General features: G+C 64.7%; 17 protein-coding genes. 5 read left to right on the plus strand and 12 right to left on the minus strand.

All coding sequences use genetic code 11. From position 1 onward, the window contains the following. The first annotated feature begins 188 nt into the window (after window positions 1–188). A complete protein-coding gene (locus KSS94_RS14285; protein WP_217838753.1) occupies window positions 189–1,235 on the plus strand; it encodes a LacI family DNA-binding transcriptional regulator in 1,047 nt (348 codons plus the stop codon). Between the two features lie 66 nt (window positions 1,236–1,301). Here KSS94_RS14285 and KSS94_RS14290 read toward each other — a convergent pair whose 3' ends face one another. The 5 genes from KSS94_RS14290 to KSS94_RS14310 form a co-directional block, all read right to left on the minus strand. After that, on the minus strand, window positions 1,302–2,492 hold the full coding sequence (locus tag KSS94_RS14290; protein WP_217838754.1) for an MFS transporter: 1,191 nt from the start codon (window positions 2,490–2,492) through the stop codon (window positions 1,302–1,304). A gap of 134 nt (window positions 2,493–2,626) precedes the next feature. Continuing rightward, complete coding sequence (locus tag KSS94_RS14295) at window positions 2,627–2,896, minus strand: hypothetical protein (RefSeq protein WP_217838755.1); 270 nt, start codon at window positions 2,894–2,896, stop codon at window positions 2,627–2,629. 2 nt (window positions 2,897–2,898) lie between these two features. Further along, on the minus strand, window positions 2,899–3,990 hold the full coding sequence (locus KSS94_RS27250) for a T6SS immunity protein Tli4 family protein (protein ID WP_225935787.1): 1,092 nt from the start codon (window positions 3,988–3,990) through the stop codon (window positions 2,899–2,901). Then, entirely contained in the window at window positions 3,987–7,208 is a 3,222-nt protein-coding gene (locus KSS94_RS14305) for a phospholipase D-like domain-containing protein (protein WP_217838756.1), read from the minus strand. Before KSS94_RS14305 ends, KSS94_RS27250 begins: the two co-directional genes overlap by 4 nt. Before the next feature lie 2 nt (window positions 7,209–7,210). Next, window positions 7,211–9,613, minus strand: coding sequence for a type VI secretion system Vgr family protein (locus KSS94_RS14310; RefSeq protein WP_217838757.1), 2,403 nt, complete (start codon window positions 9,611–9,613; stop codon window positions 7,211–7,213). A 251-nt stretch (window positions 9,614–9,864) separates the two neighbouring features. On the opposite strand from KSS94_RS14310, the gene aroQ reads away from it, so the two are divergent. Next, complete coding sequence (aroQ, locus tag KSS94_RS14315) at window positions 9,865–10,314, plus strand: type II 3-dehydroquinate dehydratase (protein ID WP_217838758.1); 450 nt, start codon at window positions 9,865–9,867, stop codon at window positions 10,312–10,314. After that, window positions 10,311–11,159 carry a shikimate dehydrogenase gene (locus KSS94_RS14320; protein ID WP_217838759.1) on the plus strand — a complete coding sequence of 283 codons (849 nt, stop codon included), beginning with the start codon at window positions 10,311–10,313 and terminating at the stop codon, window positions 11,157–11,159. Before aroQ ends, KSS94_RS14320 begins: the two co-directional genes overlap by 4 nt. 151 nt (window positions 11,160–11,310) lie before the next feature. On the opposite strand, the gene KSS94_RS14325 is transcribed toward KSS94_RS14320, so the two are convergent. Genes KSS94_RS14325 through KSS94_RS14340 form a run of 4 tightly spaced genes read right to left on the minus strand, consistent with a single transcriptional unit; the run spans window position 11,311 to window position 14,142 of the window. Then, on the minus strand, window positions 11,311–12,045 hold the full coding sequence (locus tag KSS94_RS14325; protein ID WP_217838760.1) for an amino acid ABC transporter ATP-binding protein: 735 nt from the start codon (window positions 12,043–12,045) through the stop codon (window positions 11,311–11,313). Continuing rightward, window positions 12,032–12,679 (minus strand): amino acid ABC transporter permease, encoded by a 648-nt coding sequence (locus KSS94_RS14330; RefSeq protein ID WP_217838761.1) that lies wholly within the window; start codon window positions 12,677–12,679, stop codon window positions 12,032–12,034. Before KSS94_RS14330 ends, KSS94_RS14325 begins: the two co-directional genes overlap by 14 nt. Continuing rightward, window positions 12,680–13,345, minus strand: a complete 666-nt coding sequence (locus tag KSS94_RS14335) for an amino acid ABC transporter permease (RefSeq protein WP_217838762.1) — start codon at window positions 13,343–13,345, stop codon at window positions 12,680–12,682. 11 nt (window positions 13,346–13,356) lie between these two features. Continuing rightward, window positions 13,357–14,142 (minus strand): transporter substrate-binding domain-containing protein, encoded by a 786-nt coding sequence (locus KSS94_RS14340; RefSeq protein ID WP_217838763.1) that lies wholly within the window; start codon window positions 14,140–14,142, stop codon window positions 13,357–13,359. Window positions 14,143–14,395: 253 nt separating this feature from the next. Between KSS94_RS14340 and KSS94_RS14345 the strand changes: the two genes are divergently transcribed. Continuing rightward, window positions 14,396–15,094 (plus strand): FadR/GntR family transcriptional regulator, encoded by a 699-nt coding sequence (locus KSS94_RS14345; RefSeq protein WP_217838764.1) that lies wholly within the window; start codon window positions 14,396–14,398, stop codon window positions 15,092–15,094. A 164-nt stretch (window positions 15,095–15,258) separates the two neighbouring features. On the opposite strand, the gene KSS94_RS14350 is transcribed toward KSS94_RS14345, so the two are convergent. The 3 genes from KSS94_RS14350 to quiC all read right to left on the minus strand — a co-directional run bounded on the left by KSS94_RS14350 (window position 15,259) and on the right by quiC (window position 18,961). Further along, complete coding sequence (locus KSS94_RS14350; protein ID WP_217838765.1) at window positions 15,259–16,203, minus strand: AEC family transporter; 945 nt, start codon at window positions 16,201–16,203, stop codon at window positions 15,259–15,261. 9 nt (window positions 16,204–16,212) lie between these two features. Further along, window positions 16,213–16,875 carry a TetR/AcrR family transcriptional regulator gene (locus tag KSS94_RS14355; protein WP_217838766.1) on the minus strand — a complete coding sequence of 221 codons (663 nt, stop codon included), beginning with the start codon at window positions 16,873–16,875 and terminating at the stop codon, window positions 16,213–16,215. A 178-nt stretch (window positions 16,876–17,053) separates the two neighbouring features. Beyond that, window positions 17,054–18,961, minus strand: coding sequence for a 3-dehydroshikimate dehydratase QuiC (quiC, locus tag KSS94_RS14360; protein WP_217838767.1), 1,908 nt, complete (start codon window positions 18,959–18,961; stop codon window positions 17,054–17,056). A gap of 503 nt (window positions 18,962–19,464) precedes the next feature. On the opposite strand from quiC, the gene KSS94_RS14365 reads away from it, so the two are divergent. Continuing rightward, the gene (locus tag KSS94_RS14365; protein WP_217838768.1) at window positions 19,465–20,838 is read left to right on the plus strand and encodes an MFS transporter; all 1,374 of its coding nucleotides are present in this window, start codon (window positions 19,465–19,467) and stop codon (window positions 20,836–20,838) included. The last annotated feature ends 115 nt before the right edge of the window (window positions 20,839–20,953 follow it).

Genomic DNA, 20,953 nt, shown 5'->3' on the forward strand with positions numbered 1-20,953 from the left:
AGCCGCGTGGGATCTGCTGCTTTGTGTTGCCCTCCCCGGCCTCATCGCCGGCAAGCCGGCCCCTACAGGTACAGCACAGCTTTGCAGGCTATTCGATCCCTGTAGGAGCCGGCTTGCCGGCGATGAGGCCGGTACTGGCAATACAAGCTCCCAACCCATCCTGACCATACCCCCGACAGGAGCCCCACGTGAGCCACTCAAGCGACACCCCGCGCAAGCGCCGCGGCGCCGGCCGCGTCACCCTGGCCGAAGTGGCCCGCCTGGCCGGGGTCTCGGCCATCAGCGTATCGCGCTACTTCAACCAACCAGAACAAGTCACCGCCCCCTTGCGCGAACGCATCCAGGCCGCAGTGCAGCAGTTGGGTTACGTGCCCAACCTGGTAGCCGGCGGCCTGGCCTCTGCCCGCGGGCGCATCGTCGGCATGGTCATCCCGAACATCTCCGGGCCGATCTTCGCGCAGACCATCCAGGCCTTCAGCGACACCCTGGGCCGGCATGGCTACCAGTTGCTGCTGGCCTCGAGCTACTTCAGCGAAGCGCAGGAAGAAAGCGCGGTACGTGCCTTCCTTGGCTGGTCGCCGGCGGCACTGGTGGTCACCAGCCACTTCCACAGCCCGGCCACCGAAAAGATGCTGGCCGAGGCCGATGTACCGGTGGTGGAGATCTGGGACTACGTACCCGAACGGGCCCCGCTGCAAGTGGGCTTCTTGCACGAACAGGTGGGTGTGCAGGCCTGCCGCTACCTGTTGGGCAAGGGCCACCGGCGCATCGCCTTCGTGCAAAACAGCGCCGCCGGTGATTTCAGCGCCCTGGAGCGGCGCGACGGCTATGCCCGGAGCATGCGCGAAGCCGGGCTGGAACCCTGGGTGTTCGTGCCCTCGGCAGACACCGCGCCGTTCGAGGCCGGGCGCCAGGCCATGGAGGCGCTGATCCGCCGCACACCGCGGCCCGAGGCAATCATCTTCGCCAACGACAACCTCGCCGCCGGCGCCCTGCTGGCCGGGCAGCGCGCCGGGCTGCGGCTGCCGGAGGACATGGCGGTGATGGGCTTTGGCGACTATGCGTTCGCCGAAATGCTGCTGCCGAGCCTGACCACCTTGCGGCCACCGTCACGGCAGATCGGCGAAGTGGCGGCGCTGCGGGTGTTGCAGCACCTGGGGGTGGTGGCGTGCGAGGGTGAGGTGCAGCGGTTGAACCTGCTGGGGTGCGAGCTGGTGGAGCGTGAAAGCGCGTGAGTAGCCTGATGCTTGATGGCGCGCTGAGCCCTTCGCGGGGCAAGCCCGCTCCCACGCGATACCCAATCAGGGGCGCGCAGCCACACCTGCCCCGCGCACCCGCCTGAACACCATCACCACCAGCACCAGGTTCACCAGCGCCAACCCGATCAGGCTGTACAGCACCCCATACGCCCCCAGGTGTTCGAACAGGTAACCGCCCACCAGCGGCGTCAACGCCTGGCCGATCAGCGAGGGCCGCGACATGCGCCCCATCAGCAGCACGTACTGTGCCGGCGGCAGCATGGCCAGCGGCAACAAGCCGCGCACGATGGCACGCAGGCCATTGCCACAGCCGAAAATCAACAGGCCCAGCGCCGTGGCCATGGGCGCGAAGGTCACCAGCAGCAAGCCCACCAGCACCAGGCTGGTCCAGGCCAGCGCGGTCCAGATCGGGTGGCGCTGGCCCACCAGTATCTGCAGCACCCGTGAAGCCACCTGGCTGGGCCCGAGCATCGCGGCCAGGCCAATGGCCGCCGTCAGCGAATGGCCCATGCCCTGCAGCACCGACACCAACTGCACGGCAATGGCGGTCATGATGATTGCGCCAATGGCAAAAATGCTGGTCAGCAACAGGTACAGGCGCCGGTCGACGCCTACGCCCTCCTCGCCCTTGGCACTCTTGCGCCCGGCCACCTGGCCACCCGGCGGCAGCACCTTCCAGTACAGCGGCGCCACCACCAGCAACAGCACCACCGCATACAGCACGCAGGCCTGGCGCCAGCCCAGTTGCTCGATCAGTAGCGCCACGGTGGGCCAGGACAGCGTCGAGGCAAAGCCTGCAATCAGCGTTACCCCGGTGATCGCACGGCCTGCACCGTCTGCGTACAGCGCGCCAAGCGTGGCGAACAAGGCTTCGTACAGCCCCATGGCCATACCCACGCCGATCACCGCCCAGGCCACCAGAAACCAACCAAGGCTGTGGCTGGCCGCCATCAGCAACAGCCCCAAGGCCACCACCGCGCCGCTGGCGGCCAGTTGCGGGCGGCCGCCGTAGCGGGCAATCAGGCGGCTCGACAGCGGTGCCAGCAAGGCGGCGACCATCAGGCTCAAGGACAGCGCGCCATACACCCACTGGCTGGGCCAGCCGGTGTCGCGGCTGATGGGCGCAGCCATTACCGCCATGAGGAAGAACGAGCCGCCCCAGACCAGGATCTGCAAAACGCCGAGCCAGATGATGGCCAGGTTGGAGGGGAAGCGAGCAGCGGAGGAAGTCACAGCGTTGCCTTGTGTTGAAACAGAAAAAGCCGCTACCGGGAGCGATACGTGGGAGCGGGCTTGCCCCGCGATGGGGTGTGAGCCAATGGGCCCCACACAGCATACCTGCGCGGGTCACGCAGTGGGTGAGCAAGTCAGGCGTGAGCGCTGGCCTTGTCCTTGAGAGCGGCCACATCCACGCCGCCGGCATGCTCCAACTGCGCCTGCGTCCGATGGCGCTGCAGCGCACGCATGTAAAGGTGGCAGGCCCCACTGCACAGGGTGGCCGGCAGTATCAGGTTCAGCACCGGTATGCACAGCAGCAACAGGTTGAACACCCCAAGAAACAGCGCCGCAACCCGCCCGCTGCGGGCGACAGCCAGCACTTCGGCGCCCTGCGCATAAGGGCCGGTTGCCGATGACAAGGCTACAGGTCGCGCAGGCTTTCGGTAATTTTCATGAACTTCGGGATCACCTCTTCTGGGGGCGGGGTCAGGGTTTGCAGATCGTCGGTGCCTTTCGGGAAGGTTTCCATGTGCACCGCCAGCAAGGGGCGCAATAGACCGCCCACGTTGGCGGTTGCAAACCAGGCTCGCTCTTCTTCGCCGGAGCCTGGGCGCGGGTCCAGGCGCCAGCCTTCGAGCACGGTCTTGCGCCCACCGAGGTCGATCGCCTGCAGGATGCTCGACTTCTTCCAGCGCTGGCGGTCGTAGCCGGGGTAATAGTGGGTGTTGTAAGTACCCAAGGTGGGCTTGGTCTCATATTCAGGCGATGCATTGATAATGCTCAAGATCACGTTGGGCGTGCTATCAAAACGCAGGCTGCTCTTGATGCTGAAGGTGGGAAGACCGTCGTCATGGATGAAGCCGTAGGGCATGCATACACCTGGGCCTTTGGGGATTTGATGGCTGTCTCGAGGTTCAAAGCGCGCCATCAGGTTCTTGACGTCCTGAAGCGACCTGGCCTCTGGGTTGGTAAAAACAAAATAATAGACTCGGCTGTTTCTCCATAAGAAAACCTCATAAGGCGATTGATTGCCTAGCACATAAGCATCAGCGAGGCCTATGTCAAACTCACGAATACCAGCGCCCCCAAGTTCTTTTTTCAATTTTGCAACGCCCTCTTTGGCTCGAGCGATGGCTTTGCGGTGAGGCCCGCCAGACAAAACATTCAAGCGCTCTTGCTCGACTTTCAATCGGCGACGAAGATTTTCGACGTATGCTTCATAATCCAACAGCACCATTTGACGAGTTTTTTCGAAATAGTCACGCGTTGTGACGATACTGACCTTGTACCACAGGCCTTCATTATCGTAGTCGACGTGACCGGCGTTCCCTCCGACCCGTCTCGAAAACGTGGGTGACCCTGGCCGATCGATGCGAAAATTTTCGATATTAGAGGTCGCCCAGGAAACAGGCTCCGGGACATCAAATACAGAGCGTCCAATACACTCTTTCAGTTGATCATCAGCAGCGTAAACGCAAGGGGAAAACACAAGAAAAAACTTCAGCCACTTCATGAGTGATGATCCTTGTGCAACGGAGACTCTGACTGCGCCACCACGTTTCCCGCCCCTTGTTTCTGTTGACGCTTAGCAAGAATCGTCAAATTGAAACCCGAGTCACTGTTCTCACCCTTTGTCCAATTCACGGGCAATGCACATATAAACCCTGCCACACCCATTGGCGCATCCGGATCGCCTTTCAACCAGAAACGCTCTTGATGGGGCGATAACTCTTTCAGGTCACCGCCAAGTTTCAACTTCAAGGCGTCTCGATACGCCCACGTGGGCCAGATAGAAGCCGGAAAACCATCCTGATATTTTTTAACTCCCTCTGCATCGAGGACCTGAACCTGGCTCCTGCTTTGCGGAATAAAATCAAATACCGTCTCGTAAGCCTCACTGTTAGCCCGCGCACGTTCCTGTATCGCTCGCCACACATGCTCTGCCGCCGGCTGATCCAGGCAATCCGCCAGTTCGGTAAACGGCGCCACCGGCCCGCCCGGCGGCAAATCGAGCCCGAAGTGTTTACGCCAGAGGTCCACGCGCAACTGATGCACGGCCTTGCCCACCGTATGCGGGTATTTGCCGTCCAGTTTCGCCTTCACCGGTTGCGTGTCACGAATGATCGCCGCCAGCTCCGAATCTCGCTGGCCGTTCAGGCTGCGGTCGTTGATGTTGGCGCTGCCCAGAATCGCCACGCGGTCGTCGGCGATCATCAACTTGCTGTGCACGTAGATCTGCTCGGTGACCACCCGGCCCTTCAGGTAGCCCCAGGTGCGCAGGTTGAGCAGCGTCAGGTAGCGGCTCCAGTCCTGCTGTGCATACACCGGCTGCCCCTTGCCATCCTTGGACTTGATGATACCCACTGCTTCTTCCCTGCTCTTCCCACGATCCATGATTGCCTTGAGCGCCATATGCCGCTGGATCCGCTTGACCAGGCTCAGCTCACCGAACACCAGGCTCTGCATGGTCAGGTGAACCTGGTGCATCACGTTGGGCACATCGAGCTTGCCCTCGGGGTGAACAGGCAATACCAGGTACACGTGGAACGGCCGGTTTTCGTAAATCGCTCGGCCGATGCGGTCGGCCAGCGCGGCAGCAATACTGTTCTCCAGCGGCTTTTCCTGCCCCAGCTTGTGGCTGAGCCAGCCTTGGGCATTCAGCGTCCACATGCCCTGCAGCGCCTCGGCGAACACCATCCCCTCCTCGCCGTAGGCCTTGCAGATGGCCTGCAGTTCAACCCAGTCGATCAGCCCGTAGTCCTGGGCATTCAGCGCCTCGCGAAGCTTCACCCGGGCGACGAAATCCTCACGCAGGGTGCCGGGGTCACGCAGGCTAGCCATCGGCCCGGACAGTTCCTCTCTCTCGTTCAATTCGCCCTGCGCACCAAAGGCGCTCTGGAAAAACTGGTTCTCGATGTACAGAAAATGCTGCGCACTGGAGATCACCTGCAGCATCGCGCTGTTGCAGTTGTCCTGCATGCCCTGGGCCCTGATACCAGGCGGCAGCGGCAGGTGCACCTTGGCCAGGCTGCGGCCCTTGGCCTCCTGCGCGGCCATCGCCGCCGAGGCGCTGCGCAGCACCTGTACCTGCACCTGGCCGCGGACGATGTCGGGGGGCGTGGGCAGTTGCTCGGGCTGGTCGATCCACATCGGCTCTGGCGCCGGCAGATCCAGTTGCAGGTGGCCGGCGAGGTCCAGATGGTGCGGCATGCCGGCGTCCCGGGCCAGGCGGTTGAGCCACTCCATCAGGGCGATGACGGCGTCGGTCTTGTACAGCGTCGGGGTTTGCGCAAGATACGCCTGCTGGCCGTTCCAGCGGTCGATGAAGTTGCGCGACAGGTCGTACACCGAGGGCCCTTCGATACGGCTGTGCACGTCCTGCCAGGGCATGCGCGGCTGGTCGGCGGCCAGGGTGCGGTGGTCGGGCGAGCCCAGCGGTTGCGGGTCGTGGGCCAGGTAACGGTAGGGTGCGCGGTGGCTGGCCACGCGCTGCTGCAACAGGGTGTAAAGATGCATCAGCAGGGCGCTGGCGGTTTCGCCGATGCCGTTCAGCCACTGGGCCTTGTCTGCGGGCATGGCATCGAAGCCCTTGTCACACAGCAGCGCGACCATGCGCCCAAGGTCGGTGTTGCCCAGCCACTGGTTGATCAACAGGTGGCTTTGCAGGCGCAAGGCGATCGACAGGTCGCCCTGCGCCGCCTCGACCTGCTGCAGCCAGGCCTCGGCCTGGCTTTTCAGCGGCTCGGCCAGCGGCAGGCGCTGCCAGTTGTGGCGTATCAACGCGGCGACCTGGCGGATCGCCGCATCGGTGAGGTATTGCTTGCCGGCCTCCAGCGGGTGGGTGATGGTGCCGATCAGCTCCTTGAAACTGCTGCCGGCCTTGACCAGCCAGGCCAACACCGGGTGCATCGGGCTGATCGCCAGGTCACGCAGCCAGGCGCTGGCGTTGAGCAGGCGGTCGGCGGGCACCGGGATGCTCAGCCCGGTCTTGCCGATGGGGATGCGAAACGCCGGCAGCGACAGGTCGAGCACGGTGGCCAGCAGCAGGCCGGCGCGGCTGACGTGCTTGTCCATGTCCATCCAGCCCAGGTGCGGGATGCACGGGTTGTAGGCATCGCGACCACGCCGCGCGCTGGCGTCGAGGCTGAAACGGTGGTCGTCACAGCGGCCATGGGCCAGGTCGATGCCACCGACGTAACCGACCTGGTTGTCGATCACCACGCTCTTCTGGTGGTGCGAGAACACCGCGCCCAGGCCCCTCATGTCGCTCTGCTGGATGGCCGGCAGGCAAAATGCCCGGGCGCGGCCCAGCCCCACATTCAGGTGGAACACCGCCAGCATGGTCTCGAAATCGTGGGTGCCGAGGCTGGGCATGGGGCTGAGCCAGGGCAGCACGTAGACCTTCAGAGCCGGCTTGCCCAGCAGCGCGCTGCGCAGGCATTGCCAGAGCGTGCGGCGGCCGTCGAGCAGCACGTCATGGTTGACCTGCCAGCCGGTGATGAAGATCGACGCCTGCGCCTGGTCGATGGCCTCGGCAAGGTCCTGATAGTAGGCATGCCCACTGGTGAAGAAGCGCACGCGGTTGCCGCTGCGCACCGGGGCGAAGGTGTTGGCACCGCGGATGAAGAAGTCCGGGGCGCTGACCGCCTTCAACGGCCGGCCGTCGGCGCTGATGATCTGGGTGACTTCCTTGTGGCGTACGCCGTTGTACGGGGGTGGGTTGCCAGGCATGCTCAGGCCTCCCCATCTTGCAATGTGCGGTACAACTCGCCGGCTGCGCATGGGTGCTGGTCGACACGGGCCTGGCAGGCCGCATCGGCCCGCGAGTGGCGCAGGCGGTCATGAAAGTCCAGCGCGCACAGTGCGAGATGTTGCTGGTCTGGACTTGCCGGTTCGTCATGCAGCAGCAACGGGATGCACTGCCCCGGATAACACAGCCACAGGTTGGCACCGCTGGCAGCGGCTCCCAGGCGCAGGCGTTGCCCGGCATCCAGCTGCACCTGGCCGGCCTCGTCGCTCACGCCCTCGAGCAAGGGCGTGTCGTGCCCGTCCTGGAGGATCTGCCACGACGTGTCGGCGAGCGGGAAGCCGCTGTCGCCGGGCACATCGGCCAGGCGAATCGCCAGCGAATAGGGTTGCGGCTCGGGCTGTGCGGTTTGGGGCGGCGGGCTGCCAGGGCTTGGCCCCGCGCGCCCGGGCCTTGCCAGGGGTAGCGGCAACGGCAGCAGCGGGCTCAACAGCGCCACCCCGCTGCCCAGCCCCGGCGTGCCACCGCTGTTGCAGCTCACCTGTGACCCCGCCAGCAACACGCCTTGCCCATCGAGCCTGATAAAGCTGCCACCGGCATTCACCGTGAGCTCCTGGGCGGCCTCGATAACCAGGTGCTGGCCGGCCTTGATGTGGATTTGCTGCCCCGCCTCGAGCAAGCGGGCATTGCCCACTTTCAGGTGCTGGCTGTCACCGACCTGGAGGTGATCCCCTGCCTTGAGCTCAGTCTTGCGGTCGCCCAGGGTGGTGCGGTGCTCTTCGGCCTGGAACTGGCTGTAGCTGTTGGCTGTGACGCTGTCGTGGCGCTGCTTGCCGACATGTATCTTCTGGTCGCGGCCGATGTACTGGTCCCAATCCCGCTGGGCCTGCAGGAACACCTGCTCCTGCCCCGCCGTGTCGTCCACGCGCAGCTCGTTGAAGCCCCCGCCACCGGGGCTGCTGCGGGTCTTGAGCACGGTGCAGGCCTGCTGCGCGGGCAACGGGTAGGGCGTGGGGTGTTCGCCGTGGTACAGGCAGCCAGTCACCACCGGCTGGTCGGGGTCGCCTTCAAGAAATTCGACCAGCACTTCCATGCCCACCCGCGGGATGGCCACGCCACCAATGCGCTCGCCGGCCCAACTGGATGAAACCCTTAGCCAGCAACTGCTGCTGTCGTCGCCCTGGCCTTCCCGGTCCCAGAAAAACTGCACCTTGACCCGGCCAAGGGCGTCGCAGTGGATCTCCTCGCCCGCCGGGCCCGTGACCACGGCGGTCTGGCAACCGAGCACCCGGGGTTTGCGATGGCACAGCGGCGGGCGGTAGCAGGCGTCCCAAGGGGCCGCGAAGAACGTGTTGCGATAGCCCGGCTGGCTGGCGCCTGCGGCACCGGCTTCCTCCAGCACCTGGTGCTGACTGCCTTCGTGGCGTACTTCGGTGAGCAGCCACAAATCGTTCCACTCGGGCCTGGGGTGACAGGCCAGGGTCATGAGGTGGCCGCTGGCCAGGCGGCTGACGTCGCTGCCACCCTGGGCCAGGCGGTAGTCGGCGCGATGGCGCTCCAGGGCCCGCTGGCTGAGCTGCCTGCCGCGGGTACGGTCGGTGAAGCAGCCCGGGTAGTCGTAATCTTCGAGCAAGGGTTCAGAAGGTATTGCAGGCTGCAGGCTAGCCCCGGCCTCCAGCAGCAGGCGCGGGTGCTGGAAGTCGTAATCGCGCCGCGCCACACGGTTTGGCCGGGCTTCCAGGCGCGTCTCGAAGCTGTCGATCACCACTTCGTCAGCCACCATGGCGCTGTGCTGCACATAGGCAACCGGCACCTCGAGCCTGGGGAAAACGGCCTGGTCGTCGCCAAACACCAGTTGATGGCCCTGGCGGCTGTGCTCGAAGTGATAGTGGATACCCTCCTCCTCGCACAACCGCTGCAAAAAATGCAGGTCGCTCTCGCCGTACTGCACGCAATACTCACGCGCCGGGCTGGCAGTACCAAGGGCGAAACGAAAGGCATCAGCCGTGACACCATGGTCCGCCAGCAGCACCTCGATGATCTGCGGCACGCTCTTGTGCTGAAAGATGCGCGGGTTACGCCGGTGAGCCAGGTAGCTCAGGTGAGGTACCAGTACGATGCGGTAGCGGTGCAGGCGCTGGCCCGAATCGCCCTGTGCGGCCTGGTATACCTGGCCGTGGATACCATTACCCGCCTCGTCCAGCTGCAGGAATGCCTGCCTGTGCAGCAGCGCCTCCAGGTCGATATTGGCGCATTCGCTGACCAGCTCGAGGACAAATCGGTAAGGCCGGCTGAGCGCTTCCTCCCCCTCGAATGACAGCACCTGCAGGTCGTTATCAAAACCTTCGATCGTGCAGCTGAAACGCCTTGGCTGGTTGGCAGGCAACATGGCCGGAACTCCCTGTCCGCTGAAAAGCCACGAACCCTAGCAGCCAAACCTGGGCAATTTTGTACCGCCCGGCAACTAAAGAAACCTCCTACAAACAGCTCGGAAACCGTCTGCTAAAAACCCTTCAGAATGTTTCAAACATCGCGCGCACGTTCGATAACCGCCCACAATCCCCTTTTCATGATTTGACGAAACTAACCAGATAGTACAAAACTCGAGGCATCCCAAAAACAACAAAGCGATACCCCGCCATGACACCCCGAATCCTCGTGCTCAACGGCCCGAACCTGAACCTGCTGGGCACCCGCGAACCGGCCCAGTACGGCCACGAAACCCTCGCCGACCTGGCCAGCCTGTGCGCCGACAGCGCCCGCGCGCTCAACCTCGAACTGGAATTTCGCCAGACCAACCACGAAGGCGAGCTGATCGAGTGGATCCACGCCGCCCGTGGCCGCTGCCACGGCATCGTCATCAACCCCGCCGCCTGGACCCACACCTCGGTGGCCATCCGCGATGCGCTGGTGGCCGCCGAGTTGCCAGTGATCGAGGTGCACCTGTCCAACGTGCACAAGCGCGAGCCCTTCCGCCACCTGTCGTTCGTCTCCAGCATCGCTGTGGGGGTGATCTGCGGCCTGGGCAGCCAGGGCTACCGCATGGCGCTCAGCTGGTTCGGCGAGCACTTCAAGGAGCAGCAGGCATGAGCACCCCAGGTATCCTCGCCGGCCTGATCGGCCGCGGCATCCAGGCCTCGCGCACCCCGGCGCTGCACGAACATGAAGGCGACGCCCAGGGGCTGCGCTACCTGTACCGGTTGATCGACGCCGACCCGCTGGGCCTGGACGACAGCGCCCTGCCCCAGTTGCTGGACGCTGCGCAGCACACTGGCTTTACCGGGCTGAACATCACCTTCCCGTTCAAGCAGGCGATCCTGCCGCTGCTCGATGAGCTGTCGGACGAGGCCCGCGGCATCGGCGCGGTGAACACCGTGGTGCTGCGCGACGGCAAGCGGGTCGGCCACAACACCGACTGCCTGGGCTTTGCCGAAGGTTTCCGGCGCGGCCTGCCGGGGGTCAACAAGAGCCTGGTGGTGCAGCTGGGTGCAGGCGGCGCAGGCTCCGCGGTGGCCCATGCGCTGCTGGCCGAAGGGGTCGAGCGGCTGGTGCTGTTCGAGGTGGACGCGGCCCGTGGCCAGGCCCTGGTGGGCAACCTGGCGCAGCGTTTCGGCCCCGGCCGGGCGATGCTTGGCAGCGACCTGGCCAATGCCGTGGCCGAAGCCGACGGGCTGGTCAACACCACCCCGGTGGGCATGGCCAAGCTGCCGGGCATGCCGCTGCCGGCCGAACTGCTGCATGCCCGGCTGTGGGTGGCGGAGATCATTTACTTCCCGCTTGAGACCGAGCTGCTGCGCCAGGCCCGGGCACTGGGCTGCCGCACACTGGATGGCGGCACCATGGCGGTGTTCCAGGCGGTGAAGGCGTTCGAGCTGTTCAGCGGCCGCCCGGCCGATGCCGCGCGCATGCAGGCGCATTTCGCCAGCTTTACCTGAAACCCCAGCAGCGCCTGTGTAGGAGCGGCCTTGTGTCGCGAAAGGGCTGCGTAGCAGCCCCGGCAATCTGTGCATCTGCGCAGAAATCCCGGGGCTGCTGTGCAGCCCTTTCGCGACACAAGGCCGCTCCTACAGAGACCGTTGTTACTGTTCAGCCTGCGCTCAGCGCCCCGATGAAGTTGGCCAGCTCCGCAGTGCGCGGCGCGGCGAACACCTCCCGCGGGTGCCCGGTCTCGTGCACCTTGCCCTGGTGCATGAACACCAGCTTGTCACCCACCTCGCGGGCAAAGCGCATCTCGTGGGTGACCATGATCAGCGTCATGCCCTCGCTGGCAAGCCCGCGCACCACTTGCAGCACCTCGTTGACCAGCTCCGGGTCCAGTGCCGAGGTGATCTCGTCGCACAACAGCACCTTGGGCGACATGGCCAGCGCCCGGGCAATCGCCACCCGCTGCTGCTGGCCGCCAGACAACTGGTCGGGGTAGGCGTCGATCTTGTCGCCCAACCCCACCCGCGCCAGCATCTGAGCGGCCAGCTGGCGTGCCTCGGCCTTGCCGGCCTTCTTCACCACCTGCGGCGCCAGCATCACGTTCTCGCCCACGGTCAGGTGCGGGAACAGGTTGAACTGCTGGAACACCATGCCCACCTTCTGGCGCAGCGCACGCAGGTCGGCACGGGCGGCGTCGAGGTATTCGCCGTCTACCTCGATCACCCCGTCACTGATCGACTCCAGGCCGTTCAGGGTGCGCAGCAAGGTGCTCTTGCCCGAGCCGCTGCGACCGATGATGGCCACCACCTCGCCCTCCTCGATGCTCAGGTCGACGCCCTTGAGCACATGGTTGTCGCCGTAATACTTGTGCAGCGCAGACACTCTAAGCAGGGGCATGCAGCCTCCTTTCCAGGTAACGGGCGCTCAGCGAGAGCGGGTAGCAAAGGATGAAGTAACCCAGGGCCACCAGGCCGTAGATCAAAAAGGGTTCGAAGGTGGCGTTGGCCAGCATGCCGCCGGTCTTGGTCAACTCGGTGAAGCCGATGATCGAGGTCACCGCCGTGCCCTTGACCACCTGCACCGAAAAGCCCACGGTCGGCGCGATGGCGATGCGCAGGGCCTGGGGCAGGATCACATGGCGCAGTTGCTCCAGCCGGCTCATGGCCAGGCTGCCGGAGGCCTCCCACTGCCCGCGCGGGATCGACTCCACGCAACCGCGCCATATTTCGGCGAGGAAGGCACTGCTGAACAAGGTCAGGGCAATGGCTGCGGCCATCCACGCCGACACATCGATGCCAAACAGCGCGATGCCGAAAAACACCATGAACAGTTGCATCAACAGCGGCGTGCCCTGGAACAGTTCGATGTAGCCACGGGCAGCACCACGCAGCAGCGCGCTGTCGCTGATTCGCGCCACCAGCAACAACAGCCCGGCAAGGCTGCCGCAGATGAACGCCACCAGCGACAACAGCAAGGTCCACTGCAACCCCACCAGCAGGTTGCGCACGATATCCCACAGGGTGAAGTCCATTCAGCGTCTCCCCATCAGCAGGCGCTGCCCAAGCCAGGCCAGCAGCTGGCGCACCACAATGGCCATCAGCAGGTATAACAGGGTGGTCAGCAGGTAGGTTTCGAAGGCGCGAAAGTTACGGGACTGGATGAAGTTGGCGGCGAACGACAGCTCTTCGGTGGCGATCTGCGAACACACCGCCGACCCCAGCATGACGATCACGATCTGGCTCGACAGCGCCGGCCACACCTTGGCCAATGCCGGCTGCAGCACCACGTGGCGGAACGCCTCGAAGCGGCTCATGGCCAGCGCGGCTGCGGCTTCCAGCTGGCCCTTGGGCACCGCCTGGATGCCCGCGCGGATGATCTCGGTGGAGTAAGCCCCCAGATTGATCACCATGGCCAGCACCGCCGCCTGCCACTCGGTCAGGCGCACGCCCAGGGCCGGCAGCCCGAAAAATATGAAGAACAGCTGGACGATGAACGGGGTGTTGCGGATCAGCTCCACATACAGCCCGAACAGCGCATCGAACGGCCGCAGGCGCCAGGCGCGGGTGACCGCGCCCAGTACGCCGATGGCGACCCCGAGCACGGTGCCGATCACCGTCAGTTGCACGGTGAACAGCGCCCCCTTGAGCAGCAGGTCGCCCTGTGCCAGCACCGGGGCGAAGTCGAATTGATAGGCCATCGGTCAAGCTCTCAAAGGTCGGCCGGCAACGGCTGCTTCAGCCATTTCTCGGCGTTGCGGTTGAGGCTGCCATCGGCCTTGGCGGCATCCAGGGTGGCGTTGACCTTTTCCAGCAGCGCCGGCTCCTGCTTGGCCAGGCCCACGTACACCGGCGAATCCTTCAGCTTGACCTTCATCACCGGCACCTTGGCCGGGTTTTTCTCGGCGATGGCCGCCATCACCACGCTGCCGCTGGCAATCAGCTCGACCTGGCCGGACAGGTAGGCAGCGATAGTCGAGTTGTTGTCTTCGAAGCGCTTGATGATGGTGCCCTTGGGGGCAACGGCGGTCAGTTCCATGTCCTCGATGGCGCCGCGGGTGACGCTGATGGTCTTGCCGGCAATGGCGTCGATGCTGCCGATGGGCGCGTCGGCCGGGCCGAACACCGCCAGGTAGAACGGTGCATAGGGGCGCGAGAAGTCGATCACCGCCGCGCGCTCGGGGTTCTTGCCCAGGCTCGAGATCACCAGGTCGACCTTGCCGGTGGTCAGGAACGGGATGCGGTTGGTGCTGTTGACCGGGGTCAGCGCCAGCTTCACACCCAAGCGGTCGGCCAGCAGTTGCGCGGTGTCGATGTCCAGGCCACGGGGTTTGAGGTCGGGGCCGACCGAACCGAACGGCGGGAAGTCCTGGGGCACGGCCACCTTGAGCACGCCACGGGCGGTGATGTCGGCCAATGCGTCGGCCTGGGCCGAAGGCAGCGCCAGGGCACTGCCGCAGAACAGGGTTGCCAGGAACAGGGTACGGAATGTTTTCATCGAAAGGCCTCGCGCAGCAATACAGGAAAGGGGCTGCGGTGCCAGTGCACGGGGCATGCCAGCCTGGGGCAAAAGCCCGTATGGCGCTGCCCATAGCGCTTTTTTGTGGTCGTACTGGTCTGAACAGTTGCCCCGGCCTGCCCTGCTTTCGCGCAAGGCCTCGCGGCGCTGCGCCACAACGAAGCAAGGCTTGCCAGGCCGCCCGTATTCACCGTAAAAGGGTGCCCATCGCCCTCAGACCGGTCCGTCCAGCATGCTTGCCAGCCCCGCCCGCCCCGTCCCGGAAATCGCTTTGCAGGCGATTCGAAAACTGATCGAGGAAGACGACTACCAGCCCGGTGACGCCCTGCCCTCGCAGCGCGACCTGGCCGAGCGCCTGGGGGTCAGCCGGGCGTCGCTGCGTGAGGCGCTGTCGTCGCTCAGCGCCCTGGGGCTGGTGAGTGTGCAGCCGGGCAAGGGGGTGTTCGTGCAGTCACCGGCCCCGGCCAACGCATTGTCCGGCGGCTTCGCCTGGCCCTATGCCGAGCAGGTGTCGGCGGCCGATACCTTCCAGTTACGCTACGCGCTGGAAGGCTTTGCCGCCGGGCAAGCCGCACTGGCGCTGACCGCCGATGACCTGGACGAGCTGCAGGCCAACGTCGAGGCCATGGCCGTGGAACTGCGCGCCGGGCGTTTCGAGGCAGCCTCCCGGCTGGACTTCGCCTTCCACCAGAAGCTGCTGCAGGCCAGTGGCAACCGCGCCATGCTGCAGGTGATCACCGCCAGCCAGGACATCTTCCTGGAGAGCCAGAAGCTGCCCTTCATCCGCCCCGAGCGGGCCATGGAAACCTGGCAGGAACACCGCAAGATCCTGCGCGCCCTCGCCCGCCGCTCCCAGGCCGGTGCACAGCGGGCGATGCAGGAGCATATCCGCAATGCAGCGGCGCGCACCGGGGTGGTGTTTGCGGGGTAAAAGAGCCGCCTGCCGAATCGACACGTGGGAGCGGGCTTGCCCCGCGATGGTGTCTACCGTGGCACCGAATCGCGGGGCAAGCCCGCTCCCACAGAGTCCTGGCAGGTGAACCGGTTTTCAGGCCCGGCCTCATCGCCGGCAAGCCGGCTCCTACAGGGGCCACCTCAGGCTGCTACGTGGCTCAGGTCCAGCAACAGAATCAACGCGGTCAAGGTCAGCAACGACCCCAAAGTGGACACCAGAATGGTCCGCGAAATCAGCCCCGCCTCGCGCTGGTAAAACTCTGCCAGCATGAACGGCCCGGTGCCGGTGGGCAGCGCCGCCAGCAGCACTGCGCTGGCCGCCCACATCGGCGGCAGCACGAACACCTTGAACGCCAGCACCCAGGTCACCAGCGGCTGGCCCACCAGCTTCACCAGCACCAGCGGCCAGGCACTCTCGCTGCCCTTCTCGGCCTTCTGCCCAAGAAACAGCCCCAACGAGATCAACGCACAGGGCGTGGTGGCCGCCGCCAGCAGGTCAAGAAACCGCATCACCGGCTCCGCCAGCCCAAGCCCCGTGGCCGCCCAGGCCGCACCGGCCAGCGGCGACAGCACCAGCGGGTGCTTGCCCAGCGCCTTGAGTACCACCAGCACGGCCTTGCCCAGCTGGGTTTCCTCCTGCAGGCCGATCTCGATCAGCACCAACGAGATGGCAAACAGCACGCACACCACCAGCAGTGATGCGATCAGCGCCGGCTGCAACCCCACATGGCCAAACAGCAGCGCGCACAGCGGGATGCCGATATAACCGGTGTTGGCGTAGCCAGCGCTGAGCCCGTCGATGCTCGCCGCCACCAGCCCGTGCCCGCGGCGCAGGCGCCAGGCCACGATGGCGACGAACATCAGCAGCATCCCGGCGCTGAAGGCGACGATGAAGCCCGGGTGCCAGATTTCCTGCCAGGTGGTGGTGGCGGTGACCTTGAACAGCAGCGCCGGCAGGCACAGCCACACCACCATGGCGTTGATCTCTGATGCGGCCTTTTCACCGAGCTTGTTGGTGCGCCGGCAGATGAAGCCGACCAGAATCAGGGCGAAGATCGGCAGGATGACGCTGAGGATGGTCAACATAAGCCGGCATCACACCTTGATGTAGCGCATCACCGCCTCGCAGATCACCTGCTTGTGGCGCTGCTTGACCTGCTCGTCGGCCAGGTCGATCTGGAAGATATCGCCGAAGGTATGGCGGTTGGACACCCGGTAGAAACAGAACGAGCTCATCAGCATGTGCAGGTCGATCACCTCGATGCCAGGGCGGAACACGCCCTGCTCGACGCCACGGGCGAGGATCTTGGCCAGCGCCTCGAGCACCATGCTGCTCATTTCGCGAATCACCGGCGACTGCTTGACGTATTCGCCATAGTGGATGTTTTCGGTGCAGACGATACGTACAAAATCGACGTTGTTGGCGTGGTGATCGAAGGTGAACTCCACCAGGCGCTGAATGGCCATTTCCGGTGCCAGCGACTCCAGGTCCAGGCTGTGTTCGGTCTTGCGAATGTCACCGTACAGCTTGACCAGGCACTCGACGTAGAGCTGCTCCTTGCTGCCGAAGTAGTAGTAGATCATGCGTTTGGAGGTGGCGGTGCGCTCGGCGATGGCATCCACCCGGGCACCGGCCAGGCCTTGCTGGACAAACTCGGTGATGGCGGCCTGGAGGATGTTCTCGCGGGTCTTCTCCGGGTTGTTCTTGCGCGCCTTGCGCACGCCCTCGGCTTCAGGCTGGACTACCGAATCACTCATACCGACTCACAGGCTCGTTATAGGAATCCGCATGATTATCCGTGAGCCGGGCGATGCAGGGAAGCACGCTGTTGGTCGGGTGGTCAGGTTTGGCCCATCAGGCCCATCGCGGGGCAAGCCCGCTCCCACGCAGCCAGGGTTGTGGCGTGGGAGCGGGCTTGCCCCGCGAAAGGGCCAATCACAACTTGCTCGAACGCCCCACCCCGCTGCGTGCCTTGGCCATGGCCGCCAGGCGCACCGCCACGTTGGCCGCGCCGTAGCCGGCATACCCGCCCTTGCGCTGCAGGATCTCGAAGAAGAACCGCCCTTCAAACGGCTCGGTATAGACGTGGAACAACTCGCCGCCCTGGGCATCACGGTCATACAGCACGTTGTAGTACGCCAGCTCGCTCAAGAACTCGTCGTCAAAATCAAAACGCGCCGCCAGGTCGTCGTAGTAGTTCAGCGGGATCTCCAGCAACGGCACCCCGGCCTCCTTGGCCCGCGCCACTTCGCGGAAGATGTCCGCGCAATCGAAGGCAATATGGTGCACGCCAGAACCACGATAACTGTTCAGCGCATGGGCGATGGCCGTGTTGCGGTTCTCGGAGATGTTCAACGGCACACGCAGGGTGCCGCAGTGGCTGCGCAGGGCACGGCTTTTCACCAGGCCATAGGGGTCGGGCAACACCACTTCGTCGTCGGCAGTGAAGTCGAACAGGCTCTTGTAGAACAGCACCCAGCTGTCCAACGCCTCGGCCGGCAGCGCCAGGGCCATGTGGTCGATGCGCTGCAGGCCGCCGCTGGCGGTGGCTGCGCCGTCCAGGCGGAAGTCGGTGTCGTAGATGGTCTGGCCGCTGCCATCGGGCTGCACCAGGTACAGCAGGCTGCCGTCGGGGGCGCGCACGGCCGGGATTTCCCGCTCGTTGGGGCCGACCAGGCCACGGAACGGCTGGCCGCGGTAGGCCGTGGCGCGTTGCAGCGCCGCCTGGCCGTCATTCACCCGCAGCGCCGTGGCGCACAGCGACGGGCCGTGGGCCTCGAAGAAGTTGTGAGCAAAGGAATACGGCTCGGCATTGAGCACGATGTTGATATCGCCCTGGCGCAGCAGGCTTACCGCCTTGCTGCGGTGCGCACCGGCCTCGGCGAAGCCCAGGCGCTTGAGCCAGGAGCCCAGGCGTGCGCCAACCGCCTCGTCAACCGCGAACTCAAGAAACTCCACGCCGTCGTAGCTGCTGGCCGGCGGCGGCGCGAACAACACGCCGGGCTGCACCTGGCACGCCTCGCGCTCCAGTTGCAGGCGGGTCTTTTCTTCCAGGTACAGCAGCGAACGCAGGCCGTCGGCGGCGTTCTGCCGCGGCGGCGCTGCGCGAAAACCGTCGTTGAAGATCTCCAGCGACAGCGGCCCGCGGTAGCCAGTGGCCAGGATTGGTGCAAGAAAGCCCGCCAGGTCCATCTCGCCCTGCCCCGGGAAGCAGCGGAAATGCCGGCTCCACTCCAGCACATCCATGGCCAGGATTGGCGCATCGGCCATCTGCACGAAGAAAATCTTCTCGCCGGGGATATCGCGGATGGCCGCCGGGTCGCCCTTGAGCGACAGGGTGTGGAAGCTGTCGAGAATCACCCCCAAAGCCGGGTGGTCGGCCTGGCGCACCAGGTTCCACACCTGCTGGTAGGTGTTGACATGGCGCCCCCAGGCCAGGGCTTCGTAACCGAGGCGCAAGCCGCGCTTGCCGGCGTGCTCGGCCAGCAGGCGCAGGTCGTCCACCAGCAGTTGTTCATCCCCCAGGGCATCGGGCTGCACGTTGCTGCACACCAGCACCAGGTCGGTGCCCAGCTCCTGCATCAGGTCGAACTTGCGCTCGGCACGGTCGAGATTCTTTTGCAGGCGGTCACGCCGGCAACCTTCGAAGTCGCGAAAGGGCTGAAACAGGGTGATGGCAATGCCGAGGTCGGCGCACATCTGGCGGATCTCGCGGGGGCTGCCTGCGTAGTACAGCAGGTCGTTCTCGAAGATCTCGACGCCGTCGAAGCCCGCGGCGGCGATGGCTTCGAGCTTCTCTGGCAGGGTGCCGCTGAGGGACACGGTGGCAATCGAACGCTGCATGGGGGAGTTCCTTGTTATTGGAGGGCCCTATCGCCGGCAAGCCGGCTCCTACAGGGGGTGCGGTCTCGTGTAGGATCCGGCTTGCCGGCAAGGAGGCCCGCAAAGCCGAACAACGCTTTCGAAACGTGGCACGATCGATTATTCGCAGGTAAAGTCGCACTCGCAATGCACTTTGTACGAAACAGTTAGTTTTTGTTCGATTACCGCACAAAACCCGTTTCGACGAATTGATTCACTCATCCCCGTGAACAACCATGATCACCAGACGCAGGGCCCACCACCCTTCTTGCTGCCACGCCGGTCGTTCGGCGGGTCCTGCGCCGCAAAGCCCAGCGTCACCACATAATAAGTTCAATAAAAACGGGTACCGACCTATGCACACCTTCCTCGCCCTGCGATCCGCATCGCCTCGTTCGTCTTCCGATCACAGCCTTGGTCTTGCTGCGCCGCGCAGCCGTTGCGCACGCTGACCCCCGGCCCCTGACAAGAACAACGGAGACAACATGGCCCACTCAAGTTCCCAAGCCAAGAAAGCCACCGCCAGCGGATGGATCGGCTCTGCCCTCGAGTACTACGATTTCTTCATCTACGCCCAGGCTGCGGCGCTGATCTTCCCGCAGATCTTCTTCCCCAACACCGACCCGAAAATGGCCATCATCGCCTCGCTGGCCACCTACGGCGTGGGTTACCTGGCGCGCCCGGTGGGCGCCTTCGTGCTCGGCCACTGGGGCGACACCCGCGGGCGCAAGAACGTGCTGCTGCTGTGCATGTTCCTGATGGGCCTGTCGACCATGGCCGTGGGCCTGCTGCCCACCTACCACGACATCGGCCTGCTGGCCCCGGCACTGCTGGTGGTGCTGCGCCTGATCCAGGGCTTTGCGGTGGCCGGTGAAATCTCCGGTGCCAGTTCGATGATCATGGAGCACGCCCCGTTCGGTCGGCGCGGCTACTACGCAAGCTTCACCCTGCAGGGCGTGCAGGCCGGCCAGGTGATGGCGGCGGCGGTGTTCCTGCCCCTGGCTTACTTCATGCCCAGCGAGGCATTCAACGAGTGGGGCTGGCGTATTCCGTTCCTGATGAGCGCAGTGGTGCTGATTGCCGGCTTCATCATCCGTAAAGAAGTGCACGAGACCCCGGCCTTCGTGCAGGAAGAGAAACAGGACAAGGTAGCCAAGTCGCCCATCGGCGAGGCCTTCCGCCACAGCGGCCGGCACATGGTGCTGGTGATGTTCATGGCCCTGATGAACGTGATCCCGGTGGTGGCGACCATCTTCGGCGCAGCCTACGCGGTGCAGCCGGCCTACGGCATCGGCTTCGACAAGAGCGTGTACCTGTGGATCCCGGTGGTCGGCAACATCGTCGCGGTACTGGTGATCCCCTTCGTCGGCAACCTGTCGGACAAGATCGGCCGCCGCCCGACCATGATCGCCGGCTGCCTGGGCTCGGGCCTGCTGGCGTTCGTCTACCTGTACGCCATCAGCATCCAGAACGTACCGCTGGCCTTCACCGCCTCGATCGTCATGTGGGGCATGGTCTACCAGGGCTACAACGCAGTGTTCCCAAGCTTCTACCCCGAGCTGTTCCAGACCCGCTACCGGGTGTCGGCCATGGCCATCGCGCAGAACATCGGCACCATGCTCACCGCCATGCTGCCGGCGCTGTTCGCCGCCGTGGCGCCACCGGGTTCGGACAACATCCCGTGGGTGGTTGGTAGCCTGGCGTTCCTGATTACCTGCGTGTGTGCCTTTGCCGCCTACCTGGCGCCCGAGACCCACCGCCTGGCCATGGAGGACCTGGGCAACCCGCAGGCCAAGCCCATGGAGCAGGAGGCCTATGAGGCCAGCCGCCGGGACAGCATGAAGGTGGTCACCCACTGAGGCCAAACCAAGGGCCCCGTGGGTCTATGTTGTCGGCTTCAACCAATCGCGGGGCAAGCCCGCTCCCACGCTTTAACTCGTGGGAGCGGGCTTGCCCCGCGATGCATTGCAAAGC

The organism is Pseudomonas fakonensis, assembly GCF_019139895.1.
In the GTDB taxonomy this organism is placed as follows: Bacteria; Pseudomonadota; Gammaproteobacteria; order Pseudomonadales; family Pseudomonadaceae; genus Aquipseudomonas; species Aquipseudomonas fakonensis.

Bases quoted from the DNA above. Each gene is read 5' to 3' on its own strand.
- aroQ (WP_217838758.1), top strand. From the start codon at position 9,865: ATGACACCCCGAATCCTCGTGCTCAACGGCCCGAACCTGAACCTGCTG.
- KSS94_RS14320 (WP_217838759.1), top strand. From the start codon at position 10,311: ATGAGCACCCCAGGTATCCTCGCCGGCCTGATCGGCCGCGGCATCCAG.
- KSS94_RS14310 (WP_217838757.1), bottom strand. From the start codon at position 9,613: ATGTTGCCTGCCAACCAGCCAAGGCGTTTCAGCTGCACGATCGAAGGT.
- KSS94_RS14325 (WP_217838760.1), bottom strand. From the start codon at position 12,045: ATGCCCCTGCTTAGAGTGTCTGCGCTGCACAAGTATTACGGCGACAAC.
- KSS94_RS27250 (WP_225935787.1), bottom strand. From the start codon at position 3,990: ATGAAGTGGCTGAAGTTTTTTCTTGTGTTTTCCCCTTGCGTTTACGCT.
- KSS94_RS14305 (WP_217838756.1), bottom strand. From the start codon at position 7,208: ATGCCTGGCAACCCACCCCCGTACAACGGCGTACGCCACAAGGAAGTC.
- quiC (WP_217838767.1), bottom strand. From the start codon at position 18,961: ATGCAGCGTTCGATTGCCACCGTGTCCCTCAGCGGCACCCTGCCAGAG.
- KSS94_RS14330 (WP_217838761.1), bottom strand. From the start codon at position 12,679: ATGGACTTCACCCTGTGGGATATCGTGCGCAACCTGCTGGTGGGGTTG.
- KSS94_RS14350 (WP_217838765.1), bottom strand. From the start codon at position 16,203: ATGTTGACCATCCTCAGCGTCATCCTGCCGATCTTCGCCCTGATTCTG.
- KSS94_RS14355 (WP_217838766.1), bottom strand. From the start codon at position 16,875: ATGAGTGATTCGGTAGTCCAGCCTGAAGCCGAGGGCGTGCGCAAGGCG.
- KSS94_RS14365 (WP_217838768.1), top strand. From the start codon at position 19,465: ATGGCCCACTCAAGTTCCCAAGCCAAGAAAGCCACCGCCAGCGGATGG.
- KSS94_RS14340 (WP_217838763.1), bottom strand. From the start codon at position 14,142: ATGAAAACATTCCGTACCCTGTTCCTGGCAACCCTGTTCTGCGGCAGT.
- KSS94_RS14335 (WP_217838762.1), bottom strand. From the start codon at position 13,345: ATGGCCTATCAATTCGACTTCGCCCCGGTGCTGGCACAGGGCGACCTG.
- KSS94_RS14345 (WP_217838764.1), top strand. From the start codon at position 14,396: ATGCTTGCCAGCCCCGCCCGCCCCGTCCCGGAAATCGCTTTGCAGGCG.